Source organism: Klenkia soli, from assembly GCF_900103975.1.
In the GTDB taxonomy this organism is placed as follows: Bacteria; Actinomycetota; Actinomycetes; order Mycobacteriales; family Geodermatophilaceae; genus Klenkia; species Klenkia soli.
On record NZ_FNIR01000020.1, the window covers coordinates 43,546 to 65,733 of the forward strand.

Consider the following 22,188-nt stretch of genomic DNA (forward strand, 5'->3'; position numbering starts at 1 on the left):
CCGAGCCGGCGTCAGGCGCCAGCGGGCGGGACGACCGCCGACTGCAGGCCGTAGGCGCCGCGGTGGAAGACCAGCGGGGTCTTCTCCGCCGTCGCGCCCAGGTCGAGCACCCGGCCGACGACGATCGTGTGGTCGCCGCCGTCGTGCTCGGCGTACAGCTCGCAGTCGATCCAGGCCACCACGCCCTCGAGCACCGGCGACCCGTGCGCGGACGGCGACCAGGAGACCCCGGCGTACTTGTCGGTGCCCGAGCGGGCGAACTGCGAGGAGAGCCCGTCCTGGTCGTCGGCCAGCACGTTCACGCAGAACCGGCCGATCTCGCGCAGCCGCGGCCAGGTGGTCGAGGTGCGGGCGGGGGCGAAGGCGACCAGCGGCGGCTCGAGCGACAACGAGCTGAACGACTGGCAGGTGAACCCGATCGGTCCGTCCTGCCCCTGGGCGGTCACCACCGTGATGCCCGAGGCGAAGTGGCCCAGCACGTCCCGCATGACGCGGGGGTCGACGATCTCCTGCGGCTGCTCGCTCATGCCGGCTGGAACGCCCCGCGCGGCGCGTTCTTCCCACCTGCCCGGTACAACGACGAGGGCAGCGGCCGCCCGACGGACCGCTCCGTCACCGCAGCGGCGGCCAGGACGGCGTCCAGGTCGATGCCGGTGGCCACCCCGGAGTCGGTGAGCCAGTAGACGAGCTCCTCGGTGGCGATGTTGCCGCTGGCGCCGGGGGCGAACGGGCAGCCGCCCAGGCCGCCGACCGAGGAGTCGAGCTGGGTGACCCCGGCCTGGACCGCGGCCAGCGCGTTGGCCTGGCCGGTGCCGCGGGTGTCGTGGAAGTGCGCGCCCAGCGGGACACCGGGGGAGACCCGGCGCACCTCGTCGAGCAACCGGACCACCCGCAGCGGGGTCGTCGTCCCGATGGTGTCGCCCAGGCAGAGGGCGTCGGCGCCGGCGGTGACCGCGGCCCGGGTGACGTCGACCGTGCGGTCGACCGCGGTGCGGCCGTCGAAGGGGCAGTCCCACGCCGTCGCCACGATCACCTCCAGCGATCCGCCGGCGCCGTGGGCGAGCGCCGCGATGTCGGCCACCGCGGCGACCGCCTCGGACGTCGACCGGCCGGCGTTGGCCCGGGAGTGCGAGTCGGCCGCGCTGACCACGTACTCGAGGTCGGCGATGCCGGCGTCGACCGCGCGCTGCGCCCCGCGCAGGTTCGCGACCAGCGCCGAGAACCGCACCCCGGTGAACCGGTGCAGCTCCGCGGCCACCTGGTCGGCGTCGGCCAGGGCCGGCACCGCCTTCGGCGAGACGAACGAGGTGACCTCGATGCGCTGCACCCCGGTGGCGACCAGGGCCTCGAGCATCGCCAGCTTGCCCGCCAGCGGCACCGGCTCCTCGAGCTGCAGGCCGTCGCGCATGCCCACTTCGCGGACGTCGACGGCGGGGGGCAGGACCAGGTCGAAGTCGTTCACGCCCCGATCATGCCCCCGCCGTCTCGGTCGCGGGGAGCGGCGGTGATGTTGAACATCCAGGGGGTGCCGAACCGGTCGACCATGGCGCCGTACTCGTCGCCCCACATCTGCACGGCCAGCGGCATCTGCACCTCGGCGCCCTCGGCGAGCGCCGCCCACCAGCCGCGCAGCTTCTCGGTGTCGGTGCCGCTGATGCACACCGTCGTCCCCGCGGCCTTCTCGAAGCCCATGCCCGGGCCGGTGTCCGAGCCCATGAGCAGGATGCCGTCGGGGGTGTCGAGCTGGCTGTGCATGATCCGGTCGGCGTCGGGGCCGTCCATGCCGAACTCGGCGAAGGTGTTGACCGTCAGCTCGCCGCCGAGCACGCGCTGGTAGGTCTCCATGGCCTCGCGGGCGGTGCCGTCGAAGCTCAGGTAGGGGCACAGGTTCGCAGTCATGCCGTGAGGACGTCGACCGGGCGCAGAACTCATCGGCCGCCGAGGAACGAGCCCAGCGCGCCGCCGAGACCGCCCTCGCCGGACTGCTGACCCGACCCCTGCCCGCTGATCGCGCTGACCGGCGGCTCCTCGGAGGCCTGGACGACGACGAACCCCTGACCCGAGAACGAGAGGGTGAACCGCTCGCCGGTGGTGCGCCCGATGAGGGTGCCCAGGCCGAAGGAGTCGTTGGACTGCAGCCCGGTCTGCAGGGACGACGACCACGCGACGGCCGCCTGCGGGTCGGCGAACGTGGGCTGGTTGACCGCCAGCACGACCGGCTGGCCCTTCGTGGTGATCGCGATCCGGCCCACCCCGGTGAAGACGCAGTTGAACAGCCCGGCGTTGCTGCCCATGCCGGCGCCGGAGACGCGGCGGATGTCGTAGGACAGCGTGGGGTCGAAGGCCAGCACGTTGGCGCCGTTGATGGTCAGCCCGTCGGAGCCGTCGAGGTCGATGATGTGGACGTCCTGCGCGGCGTCGGCCAGGAACAGGTCGCCCTGCCCGCGCACCTTCATCAGCGGTACGCCCTCGCCGGTGAGCTTCTGCTTGAGGAACCCGCCGATGCCGCCGGAGCCCATGGCGTCGAAGGTCAGGTTGCCCTGGTAGGCCACCATCGAGCCGGCCCGGGCGAACACCTCGCCGTTCAGCCCGACCCGGCACATCTTGCCGCCCTGCTTCTGGATCCCGGCCGCCTGGCTCTCGGCGAACTCGGGGGCGAACAACTCGCTGCGCATCCTCGGTCTCCTCCGTGGTGGTCCCCGTGGCACGGCCATCCTGCCGGGGCCCCGGCCCGGTGGCTACGGTCGGGCGATGACCTCCCCGGAGACCCCCGAGCTGGACCGGCTGCTGACCACCGCCGCGGCCGCCGCCGACCCGGCCGGCGGGTTCGGCTGGCTGGACGAGCACGGGCAGCGGACGCCGGGGAAGGTCCCCGAGACCTGGGTCGTCGCCCGGATGACCCACGTCTTCGGCCTGGCCGCCGCGTGGGGCCGACCGGGCGCCGCCGAGCTGGCCGAGCACGGCCGGCAGGCCCTGGTCGGCATGCTGCGGGACGACGAGCACGGCGGGTGGTGGTCCGACGCCCACCGGACCGGGCCCAAGCAGGCCTACGTGCACGCCTTCGTCGTCCTCGCCGGCGCCACCCTCACCCGGGTCGGCCTGCCCGGGGGTCCCGAGCTGCTGGCCGATGCGCTGCAGGTCTGGGACGAGCACTTCTGGGACGACGACGCCGGGGCCGCCGTCGAGGAGTGGGACGCCGCGTGGACCACGTGCTCGGACTACCGCGGCGCCAACGCCAACATGCACGGCGTCGAGGCCCAGCTGGCCGCCGCCGACGCCCTGGCCTCGCGGGGGGACGACGCCCGCGCCGCGCAGCTGCGGGACCGCAGCCGGCGCATCACCGAGCGGCTGGTCGGCGAGGCCCGCGACCGCGACTGGCGGCTCCCCGAGCACTACGACCCCGCCTGGACGGCGCTGCCGGAGTTCAACCGGGATGCTCCGGCCGACCCGTTCCGGCCCTACGGGGTGACCGTCGGGCACCAGTTCGAGTGGGCGCGGTTGATCGCCCACCTGGGCACCGTCGTCGACCTCGAGCCGTGGCTGCTCGACGCCTCGACGCAGCTGTACCGGGTGGCCGTGCAGCGCGGCGGGGCACCCGACGGCCAGCCCGGGTTCGTCTACACCCTGGACTGGGCCGACCGCCCCGTCGTCACCGCCCGCATGCACTGGGTCATGGCCGAGGCGCTGGCCGCGGCCGCCGTGCTGGGTGCGGTCACCGGCGAGGCCGGGTACCGCGCCGACCACGAGCACTGGTCGAACCTGGTCGAGCTGCTGGTGCTGGACACCCGCACGGGCAACTGGCACCACGAGCTCACGCCCGAGGGCCAGGTCGGGCACACCACCTGGACCGGCCAGCCCGACGCCTACCACGTCGCGCAGGCCCTGCTGCTGCCCCGGCTGCCGGTCACCAGCTCCGTCGCCGAGTCCGTCGTGCGGGCAGCGGGCGTCAACCCAGCGCGGTGAGCACGGCCGCAGCGGTGCGGGCGACGACCGCGTCCTCGTAGGCGGCCGTCGGGTCGAGCTCCTCGGTGAGCACGGTGACCAGGACCGGGTCGCGCCCGGGTGGGGTGACCACCGCGATGTCGTTGCGGATGCCGCCGGCGCCCCCGGACTTGTCGGCGACGACCCAGCCCGCGGGCGCACCGGCCCGCACCAGCGTGTCGCCGGTGGCGTTGCCGCTCATCCAGGACAGCAGCGTGGACCGGTCCGCGTCGGTCAGTGCGCCCGGTGCCAGCAGGGCGCGCAGCCCGTCGGTGAAGGCCGCGGGGGTGGTGGTGTCGGCGGTGCTCGTGGCCGGGTCGACGTCGTTCAGCGCCGGCTCCTCGTGCACCACGTCGGTGGTGGTGTCGCCGAGGTCGGCGAGGGCGGCGTCCAGCCCGGCCGGTCCACCGAGGAGGTCGAGGACCAGGTTCAGCGCCAGGTTGTCGCTCTGCCGCACCGCCGCCTCGGCCAGCTCCGCCGCGGTCAGCCCGGTCGCGACGGCCGCGCCCGTCACCGGGGCGTAGCCGGCCGCGTCGACGTCGGTCTGGCTCCAGGTGACGAGCCGCGCACGGTCGGCGGAGGGCACCTCGCGCAGGAAGACGCCCGCGGCGAAGGCCTTCAGGGTCGAGGCGTAGCCGAACCGCTCGTCGGCGCGGTGCTCGACCCGGGTGCCGGTGCCGGTGTCCACGGCGGACACCCCGATGCGCACGTCGTACTCCTGCTCGAGGGCGGCGAGCTCGGCCGACACGTCCACCGTGGCCGCCGTCGTGGAGGACGGGGCCGTCGCCGAGGACGACGACGACGTGCCCTCGGCCGGGGTCGAGGAGGTGCACCCGGCCAGGACCAGCGCACCCAGGACGGCGACCGCGACCCGCAGCCGCAGCCGCACCGGCGTCACCGGCCCCACCGGTCGACCACCTCGCCGAACACCTGCACGGCGTGGGTGAGCTCGGCGACCTCCACGTACTCGTCGCGGGCGTGCATCACCGCGGGGGTGCCCGGGCCCCACACCACGATCGGGGCGCCGTCGGCCAGCGGCCCGAGCACCGAGCCGTCGGTGAAGTAGGTGGCCGGCTCGGGCCGGACCACGGCGGGCAGGCCGCGCACCCACGGGTCGTCGCCCGGCGTCAGCAGCGGCGGCAGGTCCACCCGGACCTCGACCTCGGCGACCTCCGGCTGCGCGCGCCACCAGGCCTGCAGAGCGGCGCCGTCGCGCACGGTGCGCATGTCGACGACGACCTCGGCGGTGTCGGGGACGACGTTGGGCACGGTGCCGCCGCTGATCACCCCCGGGTTCCAGGTCTCGGCGCCCAGGAACTCCTCGTGCGCCAACGGCAGCTCCACCCCGGCCCGGGCCAGCACGGCGACCAGGTCCAGCACCGCGTTGTGCCCGAGGTGCGGGGTGCTGCCGTGCGCCGCCCGCCCCGCGGCCCGGACGGCGAGCCACAGCGCACCCCGGTGCCCGAGCACCACCTCGTTGCCGGTGGCCTCCGGGACCACGACCGCCCCCGTGCGCGTGCCCGCCAGCGCCCGCGCCGCGACCTGGGCGCCGGTCGAGCCGATCTCCTCGTCGCTGGTCAGCAGCAACCCGACCGGGGTGTCCGGGTCGGCGGCGGCGAGCGCGGCGACGGCGGCCACGAGCCCGGCCTTCATGTCCGAGCCGCCGCGGCCCCAGACCCGGCCGTCCTCGTGGTCGGCGCCGAACGGGTCGCGCTGCCAGGCCCGGGCGTCGGCGGCCGGGACGGTGTCGACGTGGCACGCGAATACCAGCCGGGGCCGCTCCGGGTCGGTGGGCGTGGTGAGGAGGCACCAGGGCTGGTCGGCGTCCTCGCCGGCCCGGCGCTGCAGGTGCGGCGCCTGCCCGGTGAGCACCTCGGTGACCACGCCCATCACGTCCCGCTGGGGGCGGGGGTCGCCCGAGACGGTGGGACGGCGGACCAGCTCGCGCACGAGCTCGACGGGATCGAGGGCCATCACCCCACCCTGCCGGTTCCACGTGGAACCGGCAGGGTCACCAGCCGGACGGGGCCTGCGGCGGGGGCGTGACCTGCGGGGAGGTGGTGCCCCGGACGTGCTCGACCCAGCCGCCGACCGCCGGGAGCCCGGCCAGCACCGCCGCCACGACCGGCACGGGGAGCAGGAGGACGACCAGGAACGCCTGGCCGAACGCCGACCCGTACGACGTGGCCGCGCTGACCACCGCCTGGGTCAGCACCGCGACGCCGAGGGCCGCACCGCCGCCGACCACGAACCAGCGGTCTGCGCCGGCCAGCAGCCGGGTGCCGCCGACGATCAGGGCCACCCCGGCCGGGAGCCCGACGACCACGCCCAGCCAGGTCCCGGTGCCGCCGTCGGACCCGGCGAGCAGCACGATGCCGACCAGCCCCCACAGCAGGGCCATCCCGCCGGCGATGAAGCCCAGCACGGCGGCCGCCCCGGCCTGCTGCGGCCGACCGGGCCCGCGCGGCCAGGGCGCCGGCGGCGGGGTCGGCGGGGTCCACCAGCCCGGCTGGGCCCCCCACGGCTGCTGCGCCGCGGGGTAGGGCGCGGGGCCCCACGGACCGGGCAGCGGGGCCGCCGCCGGGTAGGGCCGGGGCGGTGCGGGTTGCGAGGGCGGCGGACCGCCGTACCCCTCGGACCCGCTCGCCGCCCAGCCCTGCCCGCCGTCCCCTGGTCCGCTCACCCGCCCAGTCTCGCCGATGACCCGGCCGATCCCCGACAGGCGGTCACGGCCGGGAGCCCTGCGCCTCGTGCGCCCCAGGCCGGTCGCCGGGGTGCACCACGGCGGTCAGCGTGCCCGGCTGCCCCTCCGGGGCCTCGTGCGCACCCCGCGGCGGAGGCACGGCGCCGGCGTCCAGCTTCGCGCCCTCGACGTCCAGGTCGGGCAGCACCTTCTCCGCCCAGCGCGGCAGCCACCAGGCCGACCGGCCCAGCAGCACCAGCACGGCCGGCACCAGCGTCATCCGGACCAGGAACGCGTCGGCCAGCACCCCGACCGCCAGCCCCAGCGCGATGGACTTCACCACCGGCTCGTCGATGGTGAGGAAGCTGGCGAACACCGAGAACATGATCAGCGCAGCGGCCGTGACCACCCGGGCCGCGTGCCGCATCCCCTCCACCACCGCCTCGCGCGGCGAGGCACCGTGGACGTACGCCTCGCGCATCCGGGAGACCAGGAAGACCTCGTAGTCCATCGCCAGCCCGAACAGCACCGCGATGAGGATGATCGGCATCAGGCTGACCACCGGACCGGTGCTCGAGACGCCGACGAGGTCGATCAGCCAGCCCCACTGGAACACCGCGACGACGGCCCCGAAGGCCGCGACGACCGAGAGCACGAACCCCAGCGCGGCCTTCACCGGCACCAGGACCGACCGGAACACCAGCAGCAGGAGGACCACCGACAGGCCCACCACGACCAGGCCGAACGGCAGCAGCGCCGCACCCAACGTGCTGGACACGTCGATGGCCACCGCGGTCAGGCCGGTGACCGCGAGGGTGCCGCCGGTCTGCTGCTCCAGCTGGGGTGCGAGGTCGCGGATGTCGCCGACCAGGGTGCGGGTGGCCTCGTCCTGCGGCCCGCTCCCGGGGATGACCTGGATGATCCAGGTGGTGTCGCCGACCTGCTGCGGCGCGGCGTACAGGACGTCGTCCAGACCGCCGGTCGTGCTGCCGGGCAGCAGGCCCGGGGTGCCGCCGATGGCCGCGGCGACGGTGTTCGCGGCGTCCTGGCCCGTCGCCGGGTCGACGCCGTCCAGGAGCACCACCAGCGGCCCGTTCAGGCCCGGGCCGAAGAACTCGTCGACGGCGTCGTAGGTCTCGCGCTGGGCGCTGCCCTCGGCGGCCGTGCCGTTGTCGGGGAGCGCCAGCTCGAGCTTCGCGGCCGGCAGCGCCACCACCAGCAGACCGGCGAGCACGACCAGCACGGTGAGCCAGGGCTTGGCCGTCACCAGCGCGGCCCACCGCACCCCGAGCGACCGGCCCCCACCGGCACTGGCCGCCTCCAGCCGGGCGGCCCGGCTGCCCGGCCTCGGTGTCAGCCGCTCCCCGGCGAGGCCCATCAGCGCCGGCACCAGGGTCAGCGCGACGGCGACCGCGACCACCACGGTGCCGGCGGCACCCAGACCCATCACGGTCAGGAACGGGACCCCCACCACCGACAGCCCGGCGAGGGCGACCACGACGGTCAGCCCCGCGAACACCACGGCCGACCCCGCCGTCCCGACCGCCCGGCCGGCGGACTCCTCGGGGTCGCCGCCGGCGGCGAGCTGGGTCCGGTGGCGGGTCAGGATGAACAACGTGTAGTCGATGCCGACGGCCAGGCCGATCATCAGCGCCAGGGTGGGGGCCGACGACGACAGCGTGGTGAAGCTGCCGACCGCGAGGAACCCGGCGAGCCCGACGGCCACCCCGACCAGGGCGGTGAGCAGGTTCATCCCCGCGGCCAGCAGCGAGCCCAGCGCGACGGCGAGCACGAGCACGGCGACCGCGACCCCGATGAACTCCAGCGGGCCGACCGTCACCGAGGTGAGCTGGAAGGCGTTGCCGCCGACGTCCACGGTCAACCCGGCGTCGGCGGCCGGCGCCGCGGCGTCCTGCATCTGCTGGAGCGCGTCGTCGGCCAGGCGGGTGTTGTCCACGTCGTACTGCACGTTGGCCAGCGCGGCACGGCCGTCGGGGCTGACCGCCCGGGTCTGGAACGGGTCGAGGACGGCGCCGACGTCGGCCACCTGCCCCATGGCGGTGATCGACTGCGTGATCGCCGCGGCGAAGGCCGGGTCGGTGACGCTCTGCCCGTCGGGGGCGACGAACACCACCTGCGCGCTGGCCCCGGCGGCCGCCGGGGAGACCTCGGCCAGCCGGTCCAGCGCCTGCTGGGACTCCGAGCCGGGGATGGTGAACCGGTCGTCGAAGGACAACCCCCGCAGCAGGACCGCCGCCACGACGCCGGCCAGCACGAGGACCCAGATCCCGACGACGGTCCAGCGGTTCCGGAACGATGCTCGGCCCAGGCGCTGCAGCAGGGTGGACACGCAGGACTCCTACGAGGTCGGGGCGGGGACGGTGACCCCGCGGAGCAGGGCGAGCAGGGCGGACCGCTCGAGGGCGGCGGGGGCGCCGGGGTTGCTGGCCGCGCCGAGCGCGAGGCCGTGGTGCAGGGCGAGGAAGGCGTGCGCGACCTCGGCGGGAGGCACGGCGAGGTCGACCCCGGCGGTGCGGGTGGCCCGGACGACGACCGCGGCGACCTGCTCGGCCACGCCGGCCCCGTGCTCGGCCAGCAGCGCAGCCGCGGCGGGGTCGCGGGCGGCAAGCAACTGGTACTCGGTGAGCACCAGGGTCCAGGTGCGGCTGGCGGCGAGCAGGCCGGTGACCCGGTCGACCGCGGCGGCGAGCGGGTCGGGTGCCCCGGCCACGTCGGCCAGCAGGCGCTCGGCGTCGGCCAGGTGCCGGGCCATCTCCCGGGTCATCAGGGCCGCGAACAGCTCGTGCTTGGTGCTGAAGCTGGAGTAGAAGGCGCCGCGGGTGAACCCGCCGCGCCGGCAGACGTCCTCGACGCTGGCCGCCGCGAACCCGGTGTCGGCGAAGGTCTCCAGCGCCGCGTCCAGCAGCCGCTCAACGGTCACCTCGCGGCGGCGCTTCGCGGGCGTGACGGTCACGATGCAGAACTGTATTGGATACAGCCCTGCATCGCGGCGTCAGATGGTGGGGAGCACCTTCGTCATCTGCTCCTCGGTGTCGCTGCCGAGCTTCTCCAGCGCCGGCTTGAGCAGCGGACCGGCGACCGCGGCGACCCCGTGGAAGTCGAAGTCCACGTGGTAGGTGATCTCGGTGGTCCGGGCGTCCACGGCGCGCAGCGAGATGTCGTCGGTGGAGGTGACGGTCTTGTTCTCACCGATCAGCGTGAGGTGGTCGGGCTCCCAGCGCTCGAGCCGGTACTCCAGCTCGGTCTCCCGGCCCATGAACTCGCTGACGTTCTTCCAGCGGGACCCCACCTGGACCGGCTGGCCGTCGATCGGCGTGCAGGTCTTCGTGCCCGGGTCCCAGGCTTCGGCGTTGGCGAAGTCGGCCAGGTAGGGCCCGACCTTCTCGATCGGTGCGGAGACGGTGAACGTGCGCTCGACGGTCGGCATGGGGCAGGGGTGCCCCATGCCGACCGACCTCACACCAGCGCTCGGCCCACCGCCACCGCTCGGGTGTCCGGGGCGGCCACCCGGACGGCGTCGGCGGCGCGGTCGTCGGCCTCGGTCTGCGAGCGGCGCTCGGCCTCGACGCGGGCGGCGTAGGAGGCAACCTCGTTGGTCACCCGCTCGTCGTCCCACCCGAGGACGCCGGCCACGGCCTCGGCCACGGCCTGCGCGCTCTCGGTGCCCCGGTGGGGGGTCTCGATCGAGATGCGGGTGCGACGGGCCAGCAGGTCGTCCAGGTGCAGCGCGCCCTCGTGCGCGGCACCCCACACCATCTCGACCATGAGGTACTCCTCGGCGCCGGGCACCGGCTTCAGCAGCGACCGGTCGTCGGCGGCCAGGGCCAGGACGTCGGGGGTCAGCGAGCCGTACCGGTTGAGCAGGTGCTCGGCGCGGTACTTGCCGATGCCCCAGGTGTCGGCCAGCCGGTCGAGGGAGTTGACCATGGCGTGGTAGCCCTCGGCCCCGACCAGCGGGATGTCCTCGGTGACGCTGGCCGGCACGGCGCGGGTGACGTCCTCGGCCACGGCGTCGACGGCGTCGGCGGCCATGGGCCGGTAGGTCGTGTACTTGCCGCCGGCGACGGAGATGACGCCGGGCGAGGGCCGGGCGACGGCGTGCTCGCGGGAGAGCTGGCTGGTGTCCTCGGACTCACCGGACAGCAGCGGGCGCAGGCCGGCGTAGACGCCGGAGATGTCCTCGTGCACCAGCGGGGTGGTCAGCACCTTGTTGACGTGCTCGAGGATGTAGTCGATGTCGGCCTTCGACGCCGCCGGGTGCGCCTTGTCCAGGTCCCAGTCGGTGTCGGTGGTGCCGACGATCCAGTGCGAGCCCCACGGGATGACGAACAGCACCGACTTCTCGGTCTTGAGGATCAGGCCGGTCTCGCCGTTGATCCGGTCGCGCGGGACGACGATGTGCACGCCCTTGGAGGCCCGCACGTGGAACCGGCCGCGGCCGCCCACGAGGGTCTGCAGGTCGTCGGTCCACACGCCGGTCGCGTTGACCACGACCTCGCTCTTGACGTCGATCTCCTGCCCGGTCTCGACGTCGCGCACGCGGGCGCCGACGACGCGACCGCCCACCCGGGTGAAGGAGACGACCTCGGCGGAGTTCAGCACGGTGGCGCCGTACTTGGCCGCGGTGAGGGCGACGGTGAGGGTGTGCCGGGCGTCGTCGGCCTGGGCGTCGAAGTAGCGGACGGCGCCGACCAGCGCGTCGGGCTTGAGCGCCGGGAACAGCTTGCGGGCGCCGGTGCGCGAGAGGTGCTTCTGCGACGGCATGGGCTCGGACAGCGCGCCGAAGCGGGCCAGGCCGTCGTAGAGCGCGAGGCCGGCGGTGACGTAGGGCCGCTCCCACACGCGGTGGGTCAGCGGGTAGAGGAACGGCAGCGGCTTCACCAGGTGCGGGCTGATCCGGTTGACCGCGAGGTCGCGCTCGTGCAGCGCCTCGCGGACCAGGCCGAAGTCGAACTGCTCCAGGTAGCGCAGACCGCCGTGGAACAGCTTCGACGAGCGGGACGACGTGCCGGAGGCGAAGTCGCGGGCCTCGACCAGCGCGGTCTTCAGGCCACGGGTGGCGGCGTCCAGCGCGACGCCGGCGCCGGTGACACCGCCGCCGACGACCAGGACCTCGAACTGCTCGGCGGCCAGCGCGGCCCAGGCCTGCGCCCGCGCCTCGGGACCCATCGGGGGGACGGCGGACATGGCGCACTCCTCGGTTCGGTGCGGCCCGGGAGCTTCGGTGCGTCCCGGACGCTCGTCGTCCACGGTAGGTGCGCGCCCGGACCCCTGCGATCCGATCCGTACGACGATGTCGGACGGTGGTGTCAGCCATCACCCCAGGCGATCGACAGCCGCACGGCCTTCTCCCAGGTCGGGTACTCGGCCGAGAGCTGGGCGGCCCGCGCCGGCACCGGGCTCCACTGGGCCGAGCGGTGCCAGTTGCGGCGCAGCGCCTCGACGTCGGCCCAGAGGCCCACCGCGAGCCCGGCGGCGTAGGCGGCACCGAGCGAGACGGTCTCGCCGACCATCGGCCGGACGACGGGGGTGTCCAGCGCGTCGGCCACGAACTGCATGAGCAGGTTGTTGGTGGTCATCCCGCCGTCCACCCGCAGGGCCGGCAGCTGCAACCCGGAGTCCGCGGCCATCGCGACCACGACGTCCCGGGTCTGCCACCCGGTCGCCTCCAGCACGGCCCGGGCGAGGTGGCCCTTGGTCACGTATCCGGTCAGCCCCGCGATCATGCCGCGGGCCTCACCCCGCCAGTGCGGTGCGAGCAGCCCGGAGAACGCGGGGACGACGTAGCACCCGCCGTTGTCCTCCACCGTGCGCGCCAGCGTCTCGACCTCCGGGGCCGTGGCGATGAGGCCCAGGGCGTCGCGCAGCCACTGCACCAGGGCCCCGGCGACGGCGACCGACCCCTCCAGCGCGTAGTGCACCGGCTCGCCGGTCAGCTGGTAGGCGACGGTCGAGATCGACCCGGACCGGGTGTGCACCAGCTCGGTGCCGGTGTTCTGCAGCAGGAAACTGCCGGTGCCGTAGGTGCACTTGGCCTCGCCGGGGGCGAAGCAGGTCTGGCCGAACAGCGCGGCCTGCTGGTCGCCCAGGGCGCCGGTGATGGGGATGGGCTGCCCCAGCGCGGACGCCGTCCCCAGGACGCCGACCGACGGGCGGATCTCGGGGAGCATCGTCTCCGGGATGCCGAAGAAGGCCAGCAGCTCGGGGTCCCAGCGGCAGGTGCGCACGTCCATCAGCGAGGTGCGGCTGGCGTTGGTCACGTCGGTGACGTGCACGCCGCCGTCGGTGCCCCCGGTGAGGTTCCAGATCAGCCAGGTCTCCATCGTGCCGAACAGCAGCTCGCCGCGGTCGGCGCGCTCGCGGGCCCGGGGCACGGAGTCCAGCACCCAGCGCAGCCGGGGGCCGGCGAAGTAGCCGGCGATGTCCATGCCGCTGCGCTCGCGGACCACGCCGGCGTCGGGCCGTGCGGCCAGCCGGGTCACCAGGTCCGCCGTCCGGGTGTCCTGCCAGACGATCGCCCGGGTGATCGGTCGGCCCGTGGCGCGCTCCCACACGACGGTCGTCTCGCGCTGGTTGGCGATGCCCACGGCGACCACCTCGCCGGCGCTGGACGCCGCGTCGCGCAGCGCCTGGGCCGCCGTCCGCTGGGTGTTGGCCCAGATCTCCATCGGGTCGTGCTCGACCCAGCCCGGCCGCGGGAACCACTGCCGGTGCTCGCGCTGGCGCACCGACACCATGCGGCCGCTGCGGTCGAAGACGATCGAGCGGGTCGACGTCGTCCCCTGGTCGACGGCGAGCACGTAGCGGTCAGCCATGCCAGCCCAGCTCCCGCGACACCGACTGCGCGGACTCCACCACCATCGCGACCAGCCGGCCGCGGGGTCGGCGCGCGCCGTCCAGCACGGCCTCCGGCGGGCCGGTGATGCCCAGGGCGGCGACCACCAGACCGGTCGAGCCGCGCACCGGGGCGGCCAACCCGACGGTGCCGGGCAGGTGGCCGTCCTCGACCGCCCAGCCCTGGGTGCGGACGGCGGTCACCTCGGCCCGGCCGCCGTCGACCACCCCGCGCACCGACCGGTGCGGGGCGAAGGCGACCAGCACGCGGCCCAGCGCCGTCCGGTCGGCCGGCAGCACGGTGCCCACGTCGAGCACCTGCACCGAGTCGTCGGGCCGGAACACGTGGTGGACGACGACCACCCGGTCGCCGTCCAGGGTGGCCAACCGGACCGCCTGACCGCTGCGGGAGGCCAGCGCGTCGGCCCAGTTCGAGGCACGCGACCGCAGCTCGTTGACGTCCAGGTGGCCCGCGCCCAACCGCAGCAGGCCCTGGCCGAGGGCGTAGCGGCCCTGGTGGTCCTGCTCGACGAAGCGGACGCCGAGCAGGGTGCGCAGCAGGCTGTGCGCGGTGGTCTTGGGCAGGCCCACGGCGGCGGCGATGTCGGTGACGCCCAGCGTGCCGCCGCTGCCGGCGACCACCTGCAGGATCGCCGCCGCGCGCTCGAGGGACTGCACGCTGCCCGGCACACCGCGGACGGTAGGCCATCCGGCACCGATTGGTCCCGTCCGACGATGTCGTACACACCCGCTTCCGCCCGGTGACGGGCGACACCTAGCGTCCAGGCGCCAGGGTGATCGGGGACACAGGCGGGACCCTTGGCACCGAACCGGCCCGCACCGCCGCGGGTTCACGAACAGGAGCAACCCCTTGGACCAGACCACCAGTCTGCTGACGGTCTTCGGCAGCGAGGTCACCGGCACGGCGATCCTCATCCTGCTGGGCGTCGGCGTCGTCGCGAACGTGCTGCTCGCCAAGTCCGGCGCACTCGGCGGCGGCTACATCGTGATCATCTTCGGCTGGGGCCTCGCGGTCTTCGCCGGTGTCTACGCCGCGGCGAAGTCCGGCGCCCACCTCAACCCGGCCGTCACCATCGGCCTGCTCGTGGGCCCGGGGGACACCTACGCCACCGGGGTACCCATCACGGTGGCCTCGACGTTCACCTACTTCGCCGGTGAGCTGGTCGGCGCCTTCATCGGCGCCGTGCTGGCCTGGCTGGCCTTCCGCAAGCACTACGAGGCCGAGACCGACCCCGGCACCATCCTGGGCACCTTCTCCACCGGCCCGGCCATCAAGAGCTACGTCGACAACGTCATCACCGAGGCCATCGGCACGTTCGTGCTGGTCTACATCGTGATCCGGTTCGGCGACACCCCCACCATGATCGGCCCGCTGGCCGTCGCCCTGCTCGTCGTCGGCATCGGCGCCTCGCTCGGTGGCCCCACCGGGTACGCCATCAACCCGGCCCGCGACCTCGGCCCCCGCATCGCGCACGCCCTGCTGCCCATCAAGAACAAGGGCGCCAGCAACTGGGGCTACGCCTGGGTGCCGATCGTCGGCCCGATCATCGGCGCAGTGCTGGCCGGCCTGTTCGCGCACGTCGCCGTCTGACCCCCCACCACCCACTCAGAGCTGAGGAGACACCCCATGGCAGGGAAGTACGTCGCCGCGATCGACCAGGGCACCACCAGCACGCGCTGCATCCTCTTCGACCACGACGGCAAGATCGTCGCGACCGGGCAGAAGGAGCACGAGCAGATCTTCCCGCGGGCCGGGTGGGTCGAGCACGACGCCACCGAGATCTGGGCCAACACCCGCGAGGTCGTCGGCCAGGCGCTGGCCCGGGGCAACGCCTCGACGTCGGACGTCGTCGCCGTCGGCATCACCAACCAGCGCGAGACCACCGTGGTCTGGGACAAGACCACCGGCCAGCCGGTCTACAACGCGATCGTCTGGCAGGACACCCGCACCGGGAAGATCTGCGACGAGCTCGCGGCCCTGGGCGGGGGCGCCGAGCGGTACAAGGACCGGGTCGGGCTGCCGCTGGCGACCTACTTCGCCGGCCCCAAGGTCCGCTGGATCCTGGACAACGTCGACGGCGCCCGCGAGAAGGCGGAGTCCGGTGACCTGCTCATGGGCACCATCGACTCCTGGCTGATCTGGAACATGACCGGCGGCACGGACGGCGGCAAGCACCTCACCGACGTCTCCAACGCCAGCCGCACCATGCTCATGGACTACCGCACGCTGGAGTGGCTGCCCGACATCGCCGAGGAGATGCAGATCCCGCTCTCCATGCTCCCGGAGATCCGGTCGAACTCCGAGGTCTACGGCGAGGGCCGGGCGGCCGGGTTCCTGGCCGGGGTGCCCATCTCGGGTTCGCTGGGCGACCAGCAGGCGGCCACGTTCGGCCAGGTCTGCTTCGAGAAGGGCATGGCCAAGAACACCTACGGCACGGGCAACTTCATGCTGCTCAACACCGGCGAGGAGGCCGTCCCCTCGGAGAACGGCCTGCTCACGACGCTGTGCTACAAGCTCGGCGACGCCAAGCCGGTGTACGCCCTCGAGGGCTCGATCGCCGTCACCGGCTCGCTCGTGCAGTGGCTGCGCGACAACCTGGGCATGATCAAGGACGCCCCCGAGATCGAGACCCTGGCCGCCGGTGTCGAGGACAACGGCGGGGCCTACATCGTCCCGGCGTTCTCCGGCCTGTTCGCCCCGCACTGGCGCTCCGACGCCCGCGGCGCCCTGGTCGGGCTCACCCGGTTCGTCAACAAGGGCCACATCGCCCGCGCCGTCCTGGAGGCCACCGCCTTCCAGACCCGCGAGGTGCTCGACGCCATGAACGCCGACTCCGGGGTGGACCTCACCGAGCTGCGCGTGGACGGCGGCATGGTCGGCAACGAGCTGCTCATGCAGTTCCAGGCCGACGTGCTCGACGTCCCCGTCATCCGGCCCGAGATCGTCGAGACCACCGCCCTGGGTGCGGCCTACGCGGCCGGTCTCGCGGTGGGCTTCTGGTCCGACCTCGACGAGCTCACCGCCAAGTGGGCCGAGGACAAGCGCTGGGAGCCGCAGATGGACTCCGACGAGCGCGAGCGCAACTACCGCAACTGGCAGAAGGCCGTCACCAAGACCCTCGACTGGGTCGACGACGACGTGTCCTGAGCCCCATCCCCCCAGCGTTGATCAGGGGGGTGCACGAAGCTCCGGCCCCCTCCACCAGATCTGGTGGAGGGGGCCGGACTTCGGTGCAGGGAGTCAGGAGCCGAGGGCGGCGGAGACCACGGCGCGGGCCTCCTGCTGGACCTGGGCCAGGTGGTCGGGGCCCCGGAAGGACTCGGCGTAGATCTTGTAGACGTCCTCGGTGCCGGAGGGGCGAGCGGCGAACCAGGCGTTCTCGGTGGTCACCTTGAGCCCGCCGATCTTCGCCCCGTTGCCCGGCGCCTCGGTGAGCTTGGCGGTGATCGGCTCGCCGGCCAGCTCGGTCGCGGACACGTCGGACGGCGACAGCTTGCCCAGCTTGGCCTTCTCCTCGCGGCTGGCCGCCGCGTCGACCCGGGCGTAGGCCGACTCGCCGAACTTCCCGGTCAGCTCGCGGTGCAGCTCGCTCGGCGAGGACCCGGTGACCGCCTGGATCTCCGAGGCGAGCAGGGCCAGCAGGATGCCGTCCTTGTCCGTCGTCCAGACCCCGCCGTCCCGGCGCAGGAACGAGGCGCCGGCGGACTCCTCGCCGCCGAACCCGACCGACCCGTCGATGAGGCCGGGCACGAACCACTTGAAGCCGACCGGCACCTCGCGCAGCTCGCGGCCGAGGTCGGCGACCACCCGGTCGATGAGGGACGACGAGACAAGCGTCTTGCCCACCGCGGTGGACGGCGCCCACCCCGGCCGGTGGGCGAACAGGTAGGAGATGGCCACCGCGAGGTAGTGGTTGGGGTTAATCAGCCCGCCGTCGGGGGTGACGATGCCGTGCCGGTCGGCGTCGGCGTCGTTGCCGGTGGCGATCTGGAAGCGGTCCTTCTGCTCGATCAGCGAGGCCATCGCGCTCGGCGACGAGCAGTCCATGCGGATCTTGCCGTCCCAGTCCAGGGTCATGAACCGCCACGTGGGGTCGACCAGCGGGTTCACCACGGTGAGGTCGAGCCCGTGCGCCTCGGCGATCCGGCCCCAGTAGTCGACGCTGGCCCCGCCGAGCGGGTCGGCCCCGATCCGCACCCCGGCCGCCCGGATCGCGTCGATGTCCAGCACCTCGGGCAGGTCGGCGACGTAGTCACCGGTGAAGTCGTGGCCCTGCGCGGCCGCGCGGGCCTTCGCGAACGGCACCCGCCGGACGCCGTCCAACCCGGCGCGGAGCAGCTCGTTGGCGCGGTTCGCGATCCAGCCGGTGGCGTCGGAGTCGGCGGGGCCGCCGTGCGGGGGGTTGTACTTGAAGCCGCCGTCGCGCGGCGGGTTGTGGCTGGGCGTGACGACGATGCCGTCGGCCAGCCCTGAGCTCTTGCCCCGGTTGGCCCGCAGGATCGCGTGGCTGACCGCGGGGGTCGGGGTGTAGCGGTCGGCGTCGTCGACCAGCACGGTGACGTCGTTGGCCGCCAGCACCTCGAGCGCGCTGACCCAGGCCGGCTCGCTCAGCCCGTGGGTGTCGCGGCCGACGAACAGCGGTCCGTCGAAGCCCTGGCCGCGCCGGTACTCCACGATCGCCTGGGTGGTGGCCAGGATGTGCGCCTCGTTGAACGCGCCGTCCAGGCTGGACCCGCGGTGCCCGCTGGTGCCGAAGACGACCTGCTGGTCGGGGTCCTCCGGGTCGGGCTGCGTGGCGTAGTAGGCCGTGACCAGGTGCGGGACGTCGACCAGGTCCGACGGCTGGGCCGGGGTGCCGGCGCGCTCGTTGCTCATGGGGTGATCCTCGCGCGCGCTACCCCCTGGTGGCGACAGGAGCCGCCCCGCTGTCCACAGATCCGGGTGTCCTCCACAGATCGCGCCGACGCGCCCGGGGTGTCGGTGGGCGTGGCTACCGTCGTCGTCGTGACCGCAGCACTGGCCCTCCCGCTCGACGAGGACTTCCTCGCGTCCTGCTTCGGCGACGCTGTGGTCTTCCGCGGGCGGGCCTGCGTCCGCGAGCGGCGGGTCCGCTCGGTCACCGTGCAGGGCACCGACCAGGTGTCGGGCACCGTCGTCGGCACCGCGGGCGAGCTGTACTCGGTCACCGCCTTCGCCGACGTGCAGGAGTGGGTGGGCCGGTGCAGCTGCCCGGTCACCACCGACTGCAAGCACGCCGCCGCCGTGCTGCTCACCCTCGGTCCCGACGGCCAGGGCACCGCGCTGGACCAGGTGGGCGCGGTGGTCGAGGCCTGGCCGCCGGCCGCGCCCCGGGTGGCCCCGAAGCCGGCCCGGCCGGCCTGGGAGACCGCGCTGGCCGACCTGACGCCGAGCTCGGCCACCACCGACCTCGTGCCGGTCGGCCTGCAGTTCGAGCTCAACGCGCCGACTGGCCGGGCGGGGCAACGGGTGCCGGTGCAGGTCCGGCTGCGGCCCGTGGTGCCCGGCCGCGCCGGTCGCTGGGTGCGCACCGGCGTCTCCTGGCGCGACCTCCCCTTCGAGCACGGTCCGGTGCGGCGGGTGCCCGAGCACCGCGACGTCCTGGTCGAGCTGTACCGCGCCGCGCAGACCGCCGGGTCCTCCGGCTACGGGTACTACGGCACCACCGACGCCGTGTTCCTCGACGACGTCGGGCCCCAGCTGTGGCGGCTGCTGGGCGAGGCCCAGCGCGCCGGGGTCACGTTCGTCACCGCCAAGACGCCGGCCGACCGGGTCGTGCTCGAGCAGAAGGCCGCGCTGCGCATGCAGGCGACCGCGAACCAGCGGGGCGACCTGCTGCTCGAGGCGGTGGTCGACCGCGCGGCGGGGCTGACGCCCGTGGCCGGGCTGACCCTCGTCGGCACCCCGGTGCACGGCGCCTTCGTCGTCGACGGCGACGCGCTGCGGCTGGTGCCCTTCGCCGCCCGGGTCCCTGCCGAGCTCTCCCGCATGATCGCCCGCTTCCCCCGCCTCGAGGTGCCCGCGGCCGACGTCGAGCGGGTGCGCACCGAGCTGGTCCCGGCGCTGCAGCGCATGGTCGAGCTGGTCTCGCCCGACGGCTCGGTCGAGCTGCCCTCGGTCGAGCCGCCCGTGCTGGCGCTGACCGTCAGCCACGCCGAGGGCGCCCGCCTCACGCTCGACTGGTCGATCGTCTACCCCTCCGGCCCGCCCGAGGGCGACGGCGTCCCCGGGGGGCGGCGGGTGCCCCTGCACGGTGCCGCCGCCGACCCCGGCCGCGACGACCGCACCGAACGGGTCCTGCTCACCGGGTTGGTGCTGCCCGACGGCCGGTTCCCGCAGCTGCGCCAGGCCACGGTCCAGCGCGGGCTCGCACCCACCGTCGAGCTGCGCGAGCTCGACGCCGCCGTCTTCTGCGAGGGCGTGCTGCCCTCCCTGCGCGCCCAGGGCGTGCGGGTCACCGAGCTCGGCGACGCCCCCGACTACCGGGCGGCCACCTCGGCGCCCGTGGTGAGCGTCTCGGTCACCGACCCCGCGGTCGACGACGCCGACTGGTTCGACCTGGGCATCACCGTCACCGTCGACGGCCAGGACGTCCCCTTCGCCCACCTGTTCCGCGCCCTGGCCACCAAGCAGACCCACCTGTTCCTGCCCGGGGGCACCTACTTCCCGCTCGACGGGCCCGAGTTCGCCGTCCTCGCCCAGCTGATCGCCGAGGCGGGCGCGCTCGAGGACCGCCGCAAGCCGCCCACCCGCATCAACCGGTGGCAGGCCGGGCTGTGGGGCGACCTCCGGCAGCTGGGCGTGGTCGCCGAGCAGAGCGCCCGCTGGGAGCGCAGCACCGCGGCGCTGCTCGAGCTCGACGAGCTGCCGGTGCCCGAGGTGCCGCCCGGCATCACCGCGCAGCTGCGGCCCTACCAGCTCGAGGGCTTCCGCTGGCTGAGCTTCCTCTGGGACCACGACCTCGGCGGCGTGCTCGCCGACGACATGGGGCTGGGCAAGACCCTGCAGGCGCTGGCGATGCTGCAGCGGGCCAAGGACGCCGGCCAGCTCACCGAGCCCGTGCTCGTCGTGGCCCCCACCAGCGTGATCGGCAACTGGCTGGCCGAGGCGGCCCGGTTCGCCCCCGGCCTGGTCTGCACCGCCGTCGAGGAGACGTCGGCCAAGGCCGGGGTGCCGCTGGCCACCCGCATCGCCGGGGCCGACCTGGTGGTCACCTCCTACACGCTGCTGCGCCTGGACGAGGACGAGTACGCCGGGGTCCGCTGGCGCGGCATGCTGCTCGACGAGGCCCAGTTCGTGAAGAACCGGCAGGCCAAGGCCTACCGCGCCGCCCGCACCGTCGACGCCCCGTTCAAGCTGGCCATCACCGGCACGCCGATGGAGAACAGCCTGATGGACCTGTGGTCCCTGCTGTCGATCTGCGCGCCGGGCCTGTTCCCCGACCCCGAGGGCTTCAACGAGCAGTGGCGGCGGCCGATCGAGCGCGGCACCGACCCCGGCCGGCTGGGCACCCTGCGCCGTCGGTTGCGGCCGCTCATGCTGCGGCGCACCAAGGAGCTGGTCGCCGCCGACCTCCCGGCGAAGCAGGAGCAGGTGCTCGAGGTCCGGCTGACCGGCCGGCACGAGACCCTCTACCGCACCGCGCTGCAGCGCGAGCGACGCAAGGTGCTGCGGCTGGTCGAGGACATGGACGCCCACCGCTTCGAGATCCTGCGCTCGCTGACCCTGCTCCGGCAGCTGGCCCTCGACCCCGCCCTGGCCGACCCCGAGCACGACACCGTCCGCTCGGACAAGACCGAGGCCTTCCTCGAGCACCTGCGCGAGGTCACCGCCGAGGGCCACCGCGTGCTGGTGTTCAGCCAGTTCACCGGCTACCTCGCCCGCATCCGCGCCCAGCTCGACGCCGAGGGCATCGGCTACGCCTACCTCGACGGCTCCACCCGGCAGCGGCCCGCGGTGATCGCCAGCTTCACCGAGGGCGACGTCCCGGTGTTCCTGATCAGCCTCAAGGCCGGCGGCTTCGGGCTCAACCTCACCGCCGCCGACTACGTCTACGTGCTCGACCCGTGGTGGAACCCCGCCGCCGAGGCCCAGGCCGTCGACCGGGCGCACCGCATCGGGCAGACCCGGCACGTGATGGTCTACCGGCTGGTCGCCAAGGACACCATCGAGGAGAAGGTGATGGCCCTCAAGGCCCGCAAGCAGGCCATCTTCGACCAGGTCGTCGACGAGGACGGCGTGCTGTCGGCCCCGCTCACCGCCGAGGACATCCGCGGCCTGTTCAGCTAGCTGTGATGTCCAGGGACGTTGTCCCGAGCTGAGGTGATCGGGGACTGTCGTTGAGATGGGGAGGGCCCCCGGGTGTGAAGTGGAGCTGTCTAGGAACCGCTTCACAGACCGGAGGCCCTCGTGTCCCACGCTAACGCTGCCTTGACCCCACGTGCCCGGTTGCGGCTGGCTCGGTTGATCGTGGTCGAGCAGTGGCCGGTGGCGGCGGCCGCGGAGATGTTCATGGTCGATCCGTCCACGGCCCGAAAATGGGCTCACCGCTACCGCGCCGAGGGCCCGGCCGGCATGGCCGACCGCAGCTCACGACCCCACCGCCAGCCGACCCGGACGTCGCTGGTGA

19 protein-coding genes are annotated in these 22,188 nt (G+C 74.0%); 5 read left to right on the forward strand and 14 right to left on the reverse strand.

Translation table 11 applies throughout. From position 1 onward, the window contains the following. Window positions 1–11: 11 nt before the first annotated feature. From BLS67_RS22555 to BLS67_RS22570, 4 genes are read right to left on the reverse strand one after another with little or no spacing between them, the layout of a single operon-like run. On the reverse strand, window positions 12–527 hold the full coding sequence (locus BLS67_RS22555; protein ID WP_091250500.1) for a flavin reductase family protein: 516 nt from the start codon (window positions 525–527) through the stop codon (window positions 12–14). Continuing rightward, entirely contained in the window at window positions 524–1,462 is a 939-nt protein-coding gene (locus tag BLS67_RS22560; protein ID WP_091250504.1) for a hydroxymethylglutaryl-CoA lyase, read from the reverse strand. Before BLS67_RS22560 ends, BLS67_RS22555 begins: the two co-directional genes overlap by 4 nt. Then, window positions 1,459–1,899 carry a VOC family protein gene (locus BLS67_RS22565; RefSeq protein WP_091250507.1) on the reverse strand — a complete coding sequence of 147 codons (441 nt, stop codon included), beginning with the start codon at window positions 1,897–1,899 and terminating at the stop codon, window positions 1,459–1,461. The genes BLS67_RS22560 and BLS67_RS22565 overlap by 4 nt, the downstream gene beginning before the upstream one ends. A gap of 29 nt (window positions 1,900–1,928) precedes the next feature. Further along, the gene (locus tag BLS67_RS22570; protein ID WP_207500828.1) at window positions 1,929–2,675 is read right to left on the reverse strand and encodes an AIM24 family protein; all 747 of its coding nucleotides are present in this window, start codon (window positions 2,673–2,675) and stop codon (window positions 1,929–1,931) included. Window positions 2,676–2,751: 76 nt separating this feature from the next. Here BLS67_RS22570 and BLS67_RS22575 point away from each other — a divergent pair, with 76 nt between their 5' ends. Continuing rightward, window positions 2,752–3,963, forward strand: coding sequence for an AGE family epimerase/isomerase (locus BLS67_RS22575; protein WP_091250513.1), 1,212 nt, complete (start codon window positions 2,752–2,754; stop codon window positions 3,961–3,963). On the opposite strand, the gene bla is transcribed toward BLS67_RS22575, so the two are convergent. The 9 genes from bla to BLS67_RS22620 form a co-directional block, all read right to left on the reverse strand. Further along, the gene (gene bla / locus BLS67_RS22580) at window positions 3,947–4,888 is read right to left on the reverse strand and encodes a class A beta-lactamase (protein ID WP_207500830.1); all 942 of its coding nucleotides are present in this window, start codon (window positions 4,886–4,888) and stop codon (window positions 3,947–3,949) included. The two genes, BLS67_RS22575 and bla, sit on opposite strands and share 17 nt — an antisense overlap. Further along, the gene (locus BLS67_RS22585) at window positions 4,876–5,955 is read right to left on the reverse strand and encodes a M20 family metallopeptidase (protein ID WP_091250560.1); all 1,080 of its coding nucleotides are present in this window, start codon (window positions 5,953–5,955) and stop codon (window positions 4,876–4,878) included. The genes bla and BLS67_RS22585 overlap by 13 nt, the downstream gene beginning before the upstream one ends. 37 nt (window positions 5,956–5,992) lie before the next feature. Continuing rightward, entirely contained in the window at window positions 5,993–6,664 is a 672-nt protein-coding gene (locus BLS67_RS22590; RefSeq protein WP_091250515.1) for a hypothetical protein, read from the reverse strand. A gap of 43 nt (window positions 6,665–6,707) precedes the next feature. Beyond that, a complete protein-coding gene (locus tag BLS67_RS22595) occupies window positions 6,708–9,014 on the reverse strand; it encodes an MMPL family transporter (RefSeq protein ID WP_091250518.1) in 2,307 nt (768 codons plus the stop codon). A gap of 9 nt (window positions 9,015–9,023) precedes the next feature. Further along, a complete protein-coding gene (locus BLS67_RS22600; protein ID WP_091250522.1) occupies window positions 9,024–9,638 on the reverse strand; it encodes a TetR/AcrR family transcriptional regulator in 615 nt (204 codons plus the stop codon). 39 nt (window positions 9,639–9,677) lie between these two features. After that, the gene (locus tag BLS67_RS22605; protein WP_091250524.1) at window positions 9,678–10,112 is read right to left on the reverse strand and encodes an SRPBCC family protein; all 435 of its coding nucleotides are present in this window, start codon (window positions 10,110–10,112) and stop codon (window positions 9,678–9,680) included. 29 nt (window positions 10,113–10,141) lie between these two features. Further along, the gene (locus BLS67_RS22610) at window positions 10,142–11,872 is read right to left on the reverse strand and encodes a glycerol-3-phosphate dehydrogenase/oxidase (RefSeq protein WP_091250527.1); all 1,731 of its coding nucleotides are present in this window, start codon (window positions 11,870–11,872) and stop codon (window positions 10,142–10,144) included. 122 nt (window positions 11,873–11,994) lie between these two features. Then, complete coding sequence (glpK, locus tag BLS67_RS22615; protein WP_091250530.1) at window positions 11,995–13,500, reverse strand: glycerol kinase GlpK; 1,506 nt, start codon at window positions 13,498–13,500, stop codon at window positions 11,995–11,997. Beyond that, the gene (locus BLS67_RS22620; protein ID WP_165617699.1) at window positions 13,493–14,209 is read right to left on the reverse strand and encodes an IclR family transcriptional regulator; all 717 of its coding nucleotides are present in this window, start codon (window positions 14,207–14,209) and stop codon (window positions 13,493–13,495) included. The genes glpK (BLS67_RS22615) and BLS67_RS22620 overlap by 8 nt, the downstream gene beginning before the upstream one ends. A gap of 181 nt (window positions 14,210–14,390) precedes the next feature. On the opposite strand from BLS67_RS22620, the gene BLS67_RS22625 reads away from it, so the two are divergent. Together BLS67_RS22625 and glpK (BLS67_RS22630) are read left to right on the forward strand one after the other, a co-directional pair. Beyond that, a complete protein-coding gene (locus BLS67_RS22625) occupies window positions 14,391–15,131 on the forward strand; it encodes an MIP/aquaporin family protein (RefSeq protein WP_242654292.1) in 741 nt (246 codons plus the stop codon). Window positions 15,132–15,167: 36 nt separating this feature from the next. Further along, window positions 15,168–16,688 carry a glycerol kinase GlpK gene (gene glpK / locus BLS67_RS22630; protein ID WP_091250533.1) on the forward strand — a complete coding sequence of 507 codons (1,521 nt, stop codon included), beginning with the start codon at window positions 15,168–15,170 and terminating at the stop codon, window positions 16,686–16,688. A gap of 93 nt (window positions 16,689–16,781) precedes the next feature. Here glpK (BLS67_RS22630) and pgm read toward each other — a convergent pair whose 3' ends face one another. Beyond that, window positions 16,782–18,416, reverse strand: a complete 1,635-nt coding sequence (pgm, locus tag BLS67_RS22635; RefSeq protein ID WP_091250535.1) for a phosphoglucomutase (alpha-D-glucose-1,6-bisphosphate-dependent) — start codon at window positions 18,414–18,416, stop codon at window positions 16,782–16,784. Window positions 18,417–18,545: 129 nt separating this feature from the next. Between pgm and BLS67_RS22640 the strand changes: the two genes are divergently transcribed. Both BLS67_RS22640 and BLS67_RS22645 read left to right on the forward strand, forming a co-directional pair. After that, a complete protein-coding gene (locus BLS67_RS22640) occupies window positions 18,546–21,848 on the forward strand; it encodes a DEAD/DEAH box helicase (RefSeq protein WP_131801827.1) in 3,303 nt (1,100 codons plus the stop codon). Window positions 21,849–21,968: 120 nt separating this feature from the next. Beyond that, a partial coding sequence (locus BLS67_RS22645) for a helix-turn-helix domain-containing protein (RefSeq protein WP_165617573.1) occupies window positions 21,969–22,188 on the forward strand: 220 nt, incomplete at its 3' end.